This is a genomic window from Thioalkalivibrio paradoxus ARh 1, assembly GCF_000227685.2.
GTDB lineage: Bacteria > Pseudomonadota > Gammaproteobacteria > Ectothiorhodospirales > Ectothiorhodospiraceae > Thioalkalivibrio > Thioalkalivibrio paradoxus.
Genome location: NZ_CP007029.1, coordinates 2360379 through 2373939 on the forward strand (window position 1 = coordinate 2360379; position 13561 = coordinate 2373939).

Below are 13561 nucleotides of genomic sequence, written 5' to 3' on the forward strand. Positions count from 1 at the left end.
CACAACCGACTGCCGGTGCAGACGCGACGGCCCGTACCGGTTCGGCGCGCCATGAGCCCCCGTTTCCGGCTTCTGCTGTTCCTCGGCGTCCTCGCTGCCCTGGTCTTGATGGCGCTGTATTGGGGAATCACGTTACAGGAGGAGGACTGGGGGCCCGCCCAGATACGGGCGCTCGCCGAACGATTCGAAGGCCAGCCCTGGCTACCGTGGGCCGTGTTTGCAGGCGTCGTGATCGGCCTGCAGATCGCGATTCCGCAAGTGCTGTTGGTGCCGGTGGCGGTGATCGTGCTCGGCCCCTGGTCCGGATTCGCAGCCGCCTACCTGGGCACGATCGTCGCCGCGATCGTCGGCTATCTTGCAGGGCGCTACCTGGGACGCCGCCCGGTGCGACGCCTCTCCGGGCCCAGCATGAAACGCCTGAGCCGCTCGCTGGCGCAGCGGGGAATCCAAAGCATGGTGGTCATCAACATGCTTCCGATCGTTTCGCAGACGCTGATCAACCTGCTGGCAGGCACCACCCACATCCGCTTCCGCGATTTCCTGATCGGCAGCGTGATCGGGATCCTGCCACCCACGGCGGTGGTCACGGTGGCCACGCACCTCCTGCTTCAGGTGGGGCGCATGCCGACCGCCGGCGAGGCGCTGGTACTGTTTCTGGCCGTGTTCCTGACCGCGATGGCCCTGTGGGTGTTGACGCGACGGGCGTGGAACTGGCTGTACGGCGCCTGAGGCCTGAGCCGATCCGCTGCGGACGCTCGCGCCCACTGCCGCCGATCAGGACAACCGGCGGGCCGGTTCACCGGGCGCCGGCGTGTCGTTCCGATCGCTGGCGGCGATCCCCCGCAGCAGGCGCCCGAGGATGTCCGTGCCGGTCATCACCCGGGGCTGCGGGCCCCACAGCAGCACCACGTCGTCCATCACGATGTCATCGCCCTCCGCGCCGGAATGCAGCCGAAACCGCGCAATCAGATCGCCGAGCCGGCTGTCGCCGCTGCGCGCCAGAATCGGGCGATGGCAATGCCGCAATGGGTTGAACCGCTCCGGATCGAACATGGCTTCGCGGATGAAGTCGTTGCTGCTCAACACCAGCCTCGGCTCGTTCCGGGCATCGACGATCACGGCCCAGCTCTTGCCGGAACGATTCACCCGTTGCAGGAAGGGATCGTCCGCCCGCGGCGAGATCGGCGGAAACACCGGATACGGACCGTCGAACTCGAGTTGAAGCACGCTCGCCGGATCGACGGGTTCCCCTTCCGCGTCCAGCGGAACATCGTCGAGTTCGAGAAAGTTCAGCGCGCCCTGGCCCTCCACCCGCGCAATCTCCGACTCGGTCGCCTCCATGTGCAACTGGATCACGCGGCGCAAATCCCGTTCCGGGTAATAGCGCACGTTCTCGCCACCCAGCCAGGCATCCAGCACCCAGGCCGTCGGCCGGGCCACCGGGTACAGCAGCACCTGGTACCCGCGCAGCACCGGGGCCAACAGCGCCGCCATGCGCAGCGCGTTGCGGGTGAAATAGGACTGCGGGATGATCTCCGCGAAGATCGTGATCACCACGGTCGAGAACAGGAAGGCGACCACGCCGCTCAGCACCGACCCCGAGAGCAGCGCCAGCAACACGTTCACGCCGACGTTTCCCCAGAGGATCGTGACCAGTGCGAAGTTGGAATCCTCGCGCAGGTGCAACACCCGCCGGGCGCGGGGATCGCCCTTGCGCGCCGCGACCTCGAGCTCCAGCTTGCTCAGCGAAAACAGCCCCAGGTTGAGGCCGGAAAGCATCGCCGATTGCGACAGGCACGCCAGGATCCCGACCCAGGTCAGCAGAGTCATCGCTTCACCGGGGCTTGCCCCTTGTCCGAGACGGGACGGGACACGGCGCCATCAGCGCATCCGTGGCGGCACCGGGCCTGCCACCCGCCGCAGCACATGCCCGAGCAGCATTTGGGTGACCCACCACAGGGCCGAACAGAACAGCATCACCGCGATCAGCCAGGCTTGGGGCGACATCCACTCCTGCGGTTCGCCTCCCGGTCCCCACACCCAATTCACGTTCCGCTCGGGGCTGGAAAGAAGAAAACTCAGCAGCAGAATCGACAACCCGATCGGAATCCAGAGCTTCCACGCCCCACGGTCGTATCCCAGCCTCCACACCAGCCACAGCAGCACGAACGGCAGCAACAGGTGGTACAGCGAGAGCAGGCGCACGAACAGCGCGATCTCAGGGTTGTACATGTACTCGACGACACCGAACAGCGAACGTCCCAGCAGCACCAGGCTGGCCAGGAAATCGAGGATCCAGGCCAGTTCGGGCAGCAGCACCGCCACCAGCAACATGCTCGCAAGACGCGGGCTTTCGAACCATGCAGCGAGCAGACCGCCGAGCAACGCCACGTTCGAGAGCCACAGAAAGTTCACCAGCCCATGTTCCACGGTGTACGCGGGAACGAGCACCGCGACAAAAGCGAGATAGGCAGACTTGAACCAGAGTGGGATCATCGCATGCTCCTCGGCGCGGTACCTCAGGGCGCTACGTGTCCCCAGCGCGCTGGACGCAACGCCATGCGAACGCCAAGGCAGGAAGCGTAGCATCTCCCCGGCACATCCGGGTCAGTGCTGCGGGCCGGAGATCTCCTCGACCGAGACCTCCATGCGGGACGGGATCACGGGCGGACCGAACTGCGTGAATACCGGCACATCGGCCGCATCGCGGCCGTAGCCGAGGCACACCCGTGCGCCCCCCAGCGTCGCACGGGTCGGATCGAACACATACCACTTGCCACCGACGAAGGCCTCGAACCAGGCATGCAGATCCATGGGCTCGAGCCCATGGAGATAACCGACGATCATCCGGGCCGGGATGCTCAGACTCCTGCAAAGTGCGACCCCCAGGTGCGCAAAGTCGCGGCAGACGCCGTCACCCCGATTCAGCGCTTCAACCGCGGACACCGGGGCCGGATCCGACTCGGCGCGGTAGACCAGCGTGCGGTGGATCCAGGCCGAGATCGCCTCCGCCTGGTCGTATCCGGGCAGGCGATCACCGGTGATCTCGCCGGCGAGTCCGCCCAGCCGGTCGGACTCGCAGTAGCGGCTTGGCGCGAGGTACATCAATGTCTCGGCCGGAAGATCCTGTACCTCCACAAACGGTGCCCCGGGTCCCTGTTCCACGCCACTGGGCACCTGAACATCCGAGCAGGCCTCCAGGTGGAACGTTCCGGCTGGTGCCAGCAGGCGCTGGCAACGGTTGCCGTACATGTCGACGTATTCCGCAATCGGGAGGCCCGGCCAGACCGCATAATGGTCCCGGGCGACCCACTGCCGGGCGTCGCTGCGGGGCCGTAGCAACAGAACCATCGGGCTCGCAACGGCAAACTCCATCTCCAGCTGGCAACTCACGCGTAACCACATCTCTCGCCTCCTTTGTCGCACCGCAGGCCGGGGACAATGCCGCCGTTCCGCTGCGCCTGACGCTACCGGCCAGAATGCCCACCTGCTGAAACCCATTGGCACCACGAGTCCCGTGCAGCGCCCGACCCTGCTTCGCGGGCGTCCCTCGCCTGCCGCGGGCGCCCCGCACTGCGGTCCTTGCCGCGCAGCAGGCAAGGCTTCCCAGCCGGATCCGTGGACTCTCCCTGGCAGCCTACCCGAAACGGCAGTCCAGCCGGAACGGCGCATGCCGGTCGATGACGCGCTGACGCACCCCGTGAACACCGATCCAGCCGCGCTGTCCGTGGCAGCCATTCCGAATACGCCCGCACAGCGATAGACTTCCCGCTGATGCGTCCAGTCCCGGCATCGGGCCGGCACCAACCCGATGCCGCGGGTTCAGCAGGCACCACCTGCCGCGTTGCGCAAGGCGATGCGGCATTGCAGCGGAGTCCAGATGACCGAACGCAACGTGCTACGGCTTTTTCCCGCTCCGCACCAGGAGCGCGGGCTGGAAGGCCTGTACCTGGCAGACGACCTTGCACCGCCCTCCCGTTCCGGCGCCCCATTCGTCTACACCAACTTCGTTTCCAGCATCGACGGCCGCATCGCGGTGGCCAACCCGCGCAAGGGCCGGCGCACTGCACCGCCCGCGATCACCAACCCCCGCGACTGGCGCCTGTTTCAGGAGCTCGCCGCCCGCGCCGACGCGCTGATCGTCAGCGCCGCGTTCCTGCGCCAGATTCCCGAGGACCAGTTGCAGGACAAGCTCCCGGTGGAAAGCCGTCCCCGGTTCCAGGATCTTCACGACTGGCGCCGCGCCCAGGGCCTGCCGCCACAGCCGGCGATCGTGATCCTCAGCCGCAGCCCCGACGTGACCCTTGCCGAACGCTGCCGGCACCTTGATCGCCCAGTCTATTTCGCGCTCGGCCGCCAGGCGGACCCGACCCATCGCGACGCGGTCGAGGCCACCGGGGCGCAAATCGTGGTGGCCGGCGCCAGCGACCGCGTCGAGGGCAAACCGCTGATCGACGCGCTTGGGCGCGAAGGATTCCGGCGCATCTACTCGATGGCCGGACCGCGGGTGCTGCACATGCTGGTGAAGGACCGCGTCCTCCACCGAATCTACCTGACCCACTTCCATCGCCTGCTCGGCGGGCAATCCTTCGACACCCTGCTTGAGGGCGAGCCGCTGGACCCACCGGCCACGCTCGTTCCCCACGCGCTGTACTACGACCCCGAAAGCAGCGACGGCGCCAGCCAAATCTTCGCTGCGTACGACATCCGCTAACTGTCATGGCCAGCGGCCACCCCCGATGATGAAAGAGGCATAGGCGTAGGGCGGCAGAGGCCGAAGGCCGTCATCCGCCAGCTGGCGCCCGGATTGCCGCGGGCGCCTGGGCACTGCGAACGCCGTACGGCGGATGACGCTGCGCTTTTCCGCCCTACAGGTCACCCCGGACGCGCGCCGCGGGTTCTTTCACGCCAGCCGTACCTCAGTACACGCTTGCGGGGGGCGCCATCGCGGTCCGCGAGCGTCGCCACGTGTCCGGAAGGCTTCATCGCCTGTCGATGGGGTTCGGGGTCTTCTCCTGGTCAACAGGTGGTACAGGCTGAACCACATTCCTTTGCGAACTCGCACGGATACTCAATGCCGTGACTGTAAACAAGATCAGCGCCATGCCCAGCACCTGCAGCGCACCCAGGCTTTCGCTCAGAAACACGACGCCGAAGAGCGAGGCGGTCACCGGCTCGACCATCGCCACGATCGACGCGACGGCCGGAGCCGTGTGCTTGAGCCCCACGATATAGAAGATGAAGGACAATCCTGCGCCCAGCACCCCCAGGACCACGAACAGTGGCCAACTCGCCGTATCGAGCACGGCCACCATCTGCTCGACATCGCCCAGCCCGAAAAGGATGAGGATGAGAACCGCGAACGCGATGACCAGAATCGCCTGCGGGCTGCCGTGCGGCGCCGCAAACTTGAAGCCGAAAATGAATACCGCATAGGACAGCCCGGAAAGAAGACCGGCACCCGCGGCGATCAACGTGACATCACCGGCTCCGAGATCGTAAATGCCGGTCAGCAGAACGATCCCCAGCATCACGATCGCGATCGCGGCCCATTTGAATGCGGTGGGTGTTTCCAGCCTGAGCGCAAAGGACACGAGATACACGAACACCGGCGCGCAGTACATCAAGGTCGCCGCGACCGCGACGCTGCCCTCCGCGATACTCAGGAAATAGAAGGAGAAATTGCCCGCTACGCCCACACCGGCGACTGCGGACCAAAACCATAGCCGGCCGCTGGCCAGCCCGCTGCCCTGCGGACGCACCGCGAGCCACGCAAGAACGAACAGCAGCCCGATCGCGCCTCGGTAGAACGACACCACGACCGGGTCCCAGCCCTGGCCCATCAGGATGCCGCCGATCCCACCGGACAGCCCCCAGGAAAACGCCGCAAGAGCGACGAACATGGCACTGAGGCCCGCTGTTTTTTCGAACGAAAGCGACCCTGTCCGGGCCGCCGAGCCCCATGCCATTCAGCATCCCCCCACCTTGCCAGAGACGGTCCCGCCCCGATGATCGCGACAACCCCGCAGACCGGCATACTCTGCATGCGAGACGCGCGGCTCCGTGCGTTGAGCACGCCCTGGTTCGAGCGGCGCCCTCGCCTGCGCAGGATCCGTAACACCCGGGAAGACCGAGACGGTATCACGGATCGGTGGGTTCGAGATCAACGATGGGCTGGGGCCACACAGGGCGTCAACGCCACTTCTGGCCGGGCTGCCTTTAGGCGACACTATCGACGCATCGGACGGCCCGCCGCGATGGACCCCCCGTGCACGCACCCCAACCCGAGACCAGCATCCTTTCAGCCACTGCATGGAGAAATCAGGTGACCGTCGAAATCGCGCTGGTGTTCACCCTCATCGCCGCGGCGCTGTACCTGTTCGCCAGCGAGAAACTGCCGCTGGACATCACCGCGATCCTGATCATGGTCACGCTGATCGCCATCCCGCAGCTGTTTCATTCCCAGTGGCTGCTGGAACGGGGCGTGGACCTCCAGGCAGCATTCCCGACGGTCAGCGAGGGCCTCTCCGGCCTGTCGAGCACCGCTACCGTCACGGTGCTGGCGATGTTCATTCTGTCGGCTGGCATCCAGCGCTCCGGGCTGGTGCACGTGCTGGGCCAGCGCCTGTTTCCGATGGTGGGAAGGTCCGAACTGCGCATGATCCTGATCATCGCGGCGCTGGTGGGCCTGATCTCCGGATTCATCAACAACACCGCGGCGGTCGCAGTCGCCATTCCGCTGATTCTCGACATGGCGCGGCGGCTGAAGCTGCGGGCCTCGCGACTGCTGATGCCGGTCAGCTTCTTCGGCATGCTCGGGGGCACACTGACGCTGATCGGCACGTCGACGAACATTCTGGCCTCGGCGATCCTCGCGGACCACGAGGACTTTGGCCGCCAGATCGGCATGTTCGAGTTCACCCACCTGGGCCTGATCGTGCTCGGTGTGGGCCTGATCTACTTCGTGACCATTGGCCGCTGGCTGATGCCGAAAAAGGACCTGGTCAGGCTCAGCGATGACGAGAACCGCTTCGTGATCGAACTGGGCGTCCCGGCCGACAGCCCGCTGGTGGACCAAACCCTGGAAGAGTACTCATTCGCGGTCAAGGCATCGGTCGAAGTGCTGAAGCTCGTCCGCGGCGACGCCGCCCACATCAAGCGCGCCGAACACATCCGGATTCGACCGGACGACATCATCCAGGTCCATGCCGAGTTGCGGCAGGTAATGGACCTGATCAAGTCCGGCAACGTACGGGTTCTCTCGGTCTCCGGCGAGTCCAGCCCCGTGCGCGGCGACGGCAAGCTGGTGCGCGTATTGCTCCGCGATGCCCGGCAGTTCGAGGGCCGGGAAGTCCGTGCCGCGAAGTTCTGGGACCGGTATCAGGCGCGGCTGATCGGCCTGGAAAAGGATGCCCTGGAAGAACGCCGCATTGCCGATGAGCCGCTGGAAGCGGGCGGGGTTGCCCTGCTGGAAATCTCGCGCACCGCGCTGACTCGCCTCCGAGATGCGGACGACCTGATGATCCTGGAGGAAAGCCAGGATGAATTCGACCGCCGGCGCATGTGGATCGCCGGCGGTGTGATGGCCGCCGTGGTGCTCGGCGCGGCGCTGACACCGCTTCCGATCGTGGTCACGGCGCTGCTGGGCGTGGTGGCAATGGTCGCGACCGGCTGCGTCGACAAGCAGGACATGTACACCGGGGTTTCGTGGCCGGTGATCTTCCTGCTCGCGGGGGTGATTCCATTGGGCATCGCGATGACCAAGTCGGGCGCCGCCGACCTGCTCGCCGGGCTGCTGGCGACACACGCGGGCGACTGGCACCCGATTCTCGTGCTGATGGCGCTGTACCTGCTGACCACGCTGCTCACCGAACTGGTCAGCAACAATGCCTCGGTGGTGATTCTCGTGCCCGTCGCGGTCTCGCTGGGGCATATCCTGCAGATCGACTTCTTCGCGCTGGTGCTGGCCGTGATGTTCGCCGCGTCGACCAGCTTCCTGTCGCCGATCGGCTACCAGACCAACACGATGATCTACGGCACCGGCCTGTACCGCTTCACCGACTTCGCGAAGGTCGGTGCGCCACTGAACCTCTTGCTCATGGTGGTCACCAGCATCGGCATCTGGTGGCTGTGGCTGGTCTGACGCACCGGCCGGACGCCTCGCTCGGAACCGCCGAACGCTGCCCGCAGCGTGAGCCGCGGAAAAACCGAATGACGAGGAGCCCCAGGTCAGGTTTTCCCCATGCAGCACTTCTTGTATTTCCGGCCACTACCGCAGGGGCAGGGATCGTTCCGACCCACCTTGGGGTGTTCGCGGACATAAGGCGTATCGAAGGGGAGCGGCAACGTCTCATTCTCCCAGCCAAGGGCGTCCTGCCCGATCCCCAGAACGTCGTCGCCGAAATCGTCGTCCCCGAAGCCGCCCCGCTCCCCTTGCCAGCGCAACTGGCGCTCGCGGATCTCGATGGGGTTGTAGAAGGACAGGAAATGGGGAGGCTGAAACGGGCGCTGAGGCGAGTCGCTGAACGCTTGCTCCACATCGGCAACGCTATAGGGAGCGCCGAAACTGGGATCTTCGGCCTCAAAGGATGTGGCGAGGCTCATCAGCAACGCCTGGAAGCGCTCCCGCGGATGGTCCACCAGCACCATCCCGGCGATCTCGGCGACCATCCGGTCCTCCGATGCATCGGTCGTCAGCGAGGCCACCCAATCCAGCAACTCGTCCAGGCCTTCGCCGGCATCATCGACATACGAATCTGCCAGCCACTCCATGGCAAGGACGCGGCTCAACGGCTCCAGCGCGCGATCACGGGCGATGTCGAGGAGCACCGGTCGGATGAAGTCTTCCTTGCCCGCGCAGAGCTGTGGAAACTCGGTACTGATCCACTCCCAGAGGGAATCTTCGGGGTGCGTGCGCAAGCGCTCGAGTGCCGCGGCAAACGCGCGGCCCGCCGCCTCGCCACGGATCGCGCCGAGGATGAACAGTGCATGAAGCAGCGCCCACCAGGGGGCGGGGCTCTCGTCAGGCTGGGGACGCCACATCGTGTCGTCGGCCAGCAGCGCATGCAGGCGCGGCAAAAGGGTGTCGGCCCTGCGGATGCACTCGTCGATCAGGATCCGTGGCACCCGGTCTTCCAGCTCGGTGAGCTTGGCGATCAGTTCGTCGTCACTCATCCCGGCGAGGTCGGCGTCGGACCAGAGTTCGTGGAACGCGTCCTCGTCGACCAGATAATCCCAAATCTCGGGGGTCGAAAATCGAAAGATCGCGATCTTGCGCACGGCGCTCGGGACCAGTGCAACCATGCCTTCCAGGGTGAGGGGATCCTCGGAAACGCCTTCCGGCGGGATGAAAAACTCACGTAAATCGGGAATCGCGAGTGCCTGGATCACCAGCGCTGCCTTGGCCGCATCGAAGTTTTCTTCGTGCCAATCCGACCAGGCGTCTTCATGAGCGCGGATCCCTGCCACGTAGCCCTGGCACCAGCGCTCGCCCTCGGGTACCGGCAGCGGCGGATCGAACCGGAAATTTCCCGCGTGCAGCGTCGCCCGGATCTCATCCAGCGCCCCCTCCAGCGCCTGCCGGGCGTCCTCGGGGAGTTTCTCCGGACTGGGGATATCGAAACCCGCCTCCACGCAGTCCGCCAGCGGCACCTCCTCCTCCGGCGTCAGCGCGCAGGCAGTGAGAAACCCGTGCATCGCAGTCTCGGTCTGCAGCGGCTCGACCGCGTGGGCGGCGAGTGTTCGTAGGTGGGATACGAGTGAAGGCACCGTCATCTCCCGTCTTGGATTTCCGCGGACAGTACACCCAAATAACCACACCAGATCATGCCGGGCAAGCTGCGTGTCGGCGTCTTGGATTTCCGCGGACAGTACACCCGAATAACCCCTCCGCGCTGTCGGGTTGAACGCACAATCACACGGGTCTAAACAATAGACAGGTGGAGGAACATCATGCGCTACGTCTACATCGCCCTCATCATCCTTCTCACGGTCGTGGTGCTGGTATTCACCTTCCAGAACCTGGGCGCCGTGACCGTCCAGTTTCTGACTCTGCGCCTCACGCTGCCCCTCTCTGCCCTGATCATCCTGGTCTATTTTCTGGGCTTGCTCACGGGTGGTGCGGTCGTGTCCCTGGTGCGGTCCTGGGTGCGCGGTTCGTCCGGAAAGGCATCCGACCAGGCCAGCAAATCCCAATAGCGCGACCGCCGCGGCGCCTCCGCGAATGCCGCTCAGCCTGCGGCGGCCCGAACCCGGGGTTCCAGCGATGCCAGGGCCTGAAACACGGCGTTGATCACGTTCTCCCTGCCCGCGAACAGTTCGTCCGGGCCGCCCGCGTGCAGGCTGCTGAACGGCGGCTCGTAGAGCGCGGACGCGTCCATCACGCCGCGCGCGGTGAGCTGGTCGATCACCATCTCGACGAAGCGGATCTGCTGCGGCGCAAGGCTGCGGTCGTTCAGGAACCGGGAGAACGCCGCCTGGGCGGCCGTCCGATCCAGGCCGACCAGGCTGCGCACGAAGTGGGCGAGCGAGGGCGCCTCGCTGCGGGCCAGCAGAGCCGAGAGCAGCGTCTCCCCGTCTTCTTCGCCAATCTCGACCAGCGTCGTTTCGAGCCCCTTCAGGTCGGTTTCGGTCAGCGGCTGATTGCTCCGCAGGCGACGGACCACCAGGTGGTCCAGATGCTGGCGCAGGTAGTCGTTGACCTTCTTCTCGTACTGCGCGCCGGTCATCTTCGGGATGTAGACCGCCTCCCCTTCCCGCACGCCCAGCACCTCGTCCTTGAAGTCGGTGTAGACGATGGTGCGTTTCTTCTTGTCGAGAAAGCCCACCAGCCCGCGCAGCCGCAGGCGCAGCTCCTCCAACCCCGCAAGCGAGATGCCCTCCCAGAACGCGCTCTCCTGTATGGCAGCGAGGTATTCGAGCTGGGCCGCGACCACCGGAATCGTCGCCTTCTCCTCCAGCAGGCTCGCGATCTCGACCACCCGCTTGCGGTGCTGCTCGAACGCGTTCTCGTCCGCCTCGACCAGCGCCAGTTGCATTCGCAGCGCGGTCAGATCGAACAACCGCGACTCGATGTCGTCGGTCGCAATCTCCGACGGCAGGCCCGCCACCTCCCGCTGCAGCGTCTCGCGATCGCCTTCGCTGAGCCGCTCCCAAACACCCCGTTCCTGAAACCGCTCGACCGCCTCCAGGTGCATCCGCACGATGAAGTTCTCCCGGTTCATCGCGGCGACTTCGCCGTGCAGGCCATCGGCGAGCGAGCCCCGCAGCGCCGCGTCCGGGTCGAGTTCGGGGTACGTCTGCACATGGCCGAGCAGTTGCACGCGGGCGCGGAACAGCCGGGTGCCCAGCGGCGCGCTGTCGCCGGCGTTGATGCCCTCGGGGTTCTCGCGGAAGAAGTCGAAGTTGAAGCAGAAGTCGAACACCCGGAAATCCGGCTTGTCGTCCTCCGGCCCGAACAGACCGGGGCACAGCCGCGTGCCGCGCCCGATCATCTGCCAGAACTTGATCTTCGAGTACACCGGCTTGAAGAACACCAGGTTCGCGACCTCCGGCACGTCGATGCCGGTATCGAGCATATCCACCGAGATCGCGATGTGCGGCGCCTTGTCCTTCTGCGAGAAATCGTCGATCAGGCTCTGCGGATACTTCGCGTAGTTGTCGATGATCCGCGCGAACTGCCCGGCGTGGTGCGGATAGTGGTGGTTGAAGCGCTCCTCGATGAACTTCGCGTGCTCGTGGTTGCGCGCGAAGATGATCGTCTTGGCCAGCCGGTCGCCGCCCTCCACCTTGTGCCCGTGCTCCATCAGGTGCTGCAGCACCTTGTCGACGGTGTCCCGGTTGAACAGCCAGCTATTGATCGCGGCGGCGTTCACCCGGTCGGGCAGCGTTCCGGGTTCCACGTCGTCGCCCCAGTCGAGGCTCTCCCACTGCGCCTTTTCTTCGTCGCTGAGCTGCTCGTAGTCGATGCCCTCGCGCGGAAACTTCAGGTCCACCTGCTGCACGCGCGGCGGCACCAGGAAGCCATCGGCCACCGCCTGTTCCAGCTCGTAGGCGTCGGTCGGCACGCCTGGCTCCAGGTCGAACAGGTCGTAGGTGTTCTTGTCCACCTCGTCGCGCGGCGTGGCGGTCAACCCGGCCCGCAGCGCATCGAAGTAGCGGAAGATCGCGCCGTATTTCTGGTACACCGAGCGGTGCGCCTCGTCGATGATCACCAGGTCGAAGTGCCCGACGCCAAAGCGCGCCTGCCCGCCCCCGCTATCTGAACGGGTCTCGTCGATCATCCCCATCATCGTCGGATAGGTGCAGACGTACACGCGCCCCTCGGTGTCCTTCTCGGTGACCAGGTTCACCGGGCTCGATTCGGGCAGGTGCGCCTTGAAGGCGTTGCAGGCCTGATTCACCAGCGACACCCGGTCGGCCAGGAACAGCACCCTTTTCACCCAGCCGGCGCGCTGCAACGCGTCCACCAGCGCAATCGCCACGCGCGTCTTCCCGGTGCCGGTGGCCATTACCAGCAAGGCCTTGCGGCGGGCATCGGTGAATTGCCGGAAGATGCTGCCGATGGCCCGCTTCTGGTAATGCCGCCCCGCGATCGCGTCCTTCACCTGCGCCACGTCGAGCGCGTGGCGCTGCGTCCGACGCAGGATCAGGCGGGCCAGCTCGTCCTTCTTGTAGAACCCGGCCACCCGCCGCGGCGGGTACGCGGTGTCGTCCCAGATCCACGTCGTGTAGCCGTTGGTGTAGAAGAGAATCGGCCGCTGGCCGTGCATCCGCTCGAGGCCGTCGGCGTAGAGCCTGGCCTGCTGCCGGCCCATCTCCGGGTCCGCAGTGGTCTTCTTCGCCTCGACCACGCCCAGCGGCTTGCCGTCGTCGCCCCACAGCACATAGTCGGCGTAGCCGATGCCCTTCGCGTTGGGGATCCCGAGCACTTCGTATTCCCGGTCGCGCGCCTGGTCCAGCGGCCAGCCGGCGCGGCGCAGTTCCACGTCGATCAGGTAGTGGCGGGTCTCGGCCTCGGAGTAGTCGTGCGGGTCGGGCTGCTGCTGGGCCGCGGCGCGGATCTCCGCCAACTGCTCGCGCAGCGCCTGCAGTTCGGCGTCGAGCGCGTCCCGCTCCTGCTGCTGTTTCAGCGCCGCTTCGTTGTGTTCGGTCAGTTTCCGTTCGAGCGTCTCCAGCTCCCTGCGCGGCACCACCTCGCCAGCCGCCGGAGCCGGCGGCACGCGCGCATCGTTCCAGGCCGCACCCGCGCGCGAGGCCTCCGGCGCGTAGGTGCGCACCAGCCAGTAGCACAGGTGGTGCAGCTCCCGGACCACCTGCAGCGCGTCGTACTGTCGGATCGGCCGCGAACTGTGCACCGCCTGGTTGCCGACCTTCTGAATCACCCGGGCCTTCTGGAACACCGCCTCGGGCAGCAGATGCTGGAAGCTGGGCTCGTGCAGCAGCGCGCCCAGGCTCCGGTCGTAGGGCATCCGCAGACCCGCGTCGTGGCGGTACAGCCAGTGGACGATGGCCTCCAGCGTGAAACGGGCGTGGAAACAGGCGGCACGCGGGTCGCCCATGA

Annotated in this window: 10 protein-coding genes; 4 read left to right on the plus strand and 6 right to left on the minus strand. The window is 66.0% G+C overall.

Going from position 1 to position 13561, the window contains the following annotated elements; genetic code table 11:
- The first annotated feature begins 51 nt into the window (after window positions 1-51).
- Window positions 52-729: a TVP38/TMEM64 family protein gene (locus tag THITH_RS10635; protein WP_006748115.1), complete on the plus strand. Its 678-nt coding sequence runs from the start codon at window positions 52-54 to the stop codon at window positions 727-729.
- Between the two features lie 45 nt (window positions 730-774).
- Here the strand turns inward: THITH_RS10635 and THITH_RS10640 are convergent, their stop codons facing one another.
- From THITH_RS10640 to THITH_RS10650, 3 genes are all read right to left on the minus strand, one after another.
- The gene (locus tag THITH_RS10640) at window positions 775-1830 is read right to left on the minus strand and encodes a DUF21 domain-containing protein (RefSeq protein ID WP_006748114.1); all 1056 of its coding nucleotides are present in this window, start codon (window positions 1828-1830) and stop codon (window positions 775-777) included.
- 51 nt (window positions 1831-1881) lie between these two features.
- Entirely contained in the window at window positions 1882-2496 is a 615-nt protein-coding gene (locus tag THITH_RS10645) for a hypothetical protein (protein WP_006748113.1), read from the minus strand.
- A 111-nt stretch (window positions 2497-2607) separates the two neighbouring features.
- Window positions 2608-3405 (minus strand): transglutaminase domain-containing protein, encoded by a 798-nt coding sequence (locus tag THITH_RS10650; protein ID WP_006748112.1) that lies wholly within the window; start codon window positions 3403-3405, stop codon window positions 2608-2610.
- Between the two features lie 475 nt (window positions 3406-3880).
- Between THITH_RS10650 and THITH_RS10655 the strand changes: the two genes are divergently transcribed.
- On the plus strand, window positions 3881-4714 hold the full coding sequence (locus THITH_RS10655) for a RibD family protein (RefSeq protein ID WP_006748111.1): 834 nt from the start codon (window positions 3881-3883) through the stop codon (window positions 4712-4714).
- A 268-nt stretch (window positions 4715-4982) separates the two neighbouring features.
- Here THITH_RS10655 and THITH_RS10660 read toward each other — a convergent pair whose 3' ends face one another.
- A complete protein-coding gene (locus THITH_RS10660; protein WP_025367485.1) occupies window positions 4983-5969 on the minus strand; it encodes a DMT family transporter in 987 nt (328 codons plus the stop codon).
- 356 nt (window positions 5970-6325) lie between these two features.
- On the opposite strand from THITH_RS10660, the gene THITH_RS10665 reads away from it, so the two are divergent.
- The gene (locus THITH_RS10665; RefSeq protein WP_006748109.1) at window positions 6326-8143 is read left to right on the plus strand and encodes an SLC13 family permease; all 1818 of its coding nucleotides are present in this window, start codon (window positions 6326-6328) and stop codon (window positions 8141-8143) included.
- Between the two features lie 86 nt (window positions 8144-8229).
- Here THITH_RS10665 and THITH_RS10670 read toward each other — a convergent pair whose 3' ends face one another.
- Window positions 8230-9768: a UPF0149 family protein gene (locus tag THITH_RS10670; RefSeq protein ID WP_006748108.1), complete on the minus strand. Its 1539-nt coding sequence runs from the start codon at window positions 9766-9768 to the stop codon at window positions 8230-8232.
- Window positions 9769-9951: 183 nt separating this feature from the next.
- Here THITH_RS10670 and THITH_RS10675 point away from each other — a divergent pair, with 183 nt between their 5' ends.
- Entirely contained in the window at window positions 9952-10197 is a 246-nt protein-coding gene (locus THITH_RS10675; protein ID WP_006748107.1) for a LapA family protein, read from the plus strand.
- A gap of 32 nt (window positions 10198-10229) precedes the next feature.
- On the opposite strand, the gene THITH_RS10680 is transcribed toward THITH_RS10675, so the two are convergent.
- On the minus strand, window positions 10230-13559 hold the full coding sequence (locus THITH_RS10680) for a DEAD/DEAH box helicase family protein (RefSeq protein WP_232222193.1): 3330 nt from the start codon (window positions 13557-13559) through the stop codon (window positions 10230-10232).
- Between the last annotated feature and the right edge of the window lie 2 nt (window positions 13560-13561).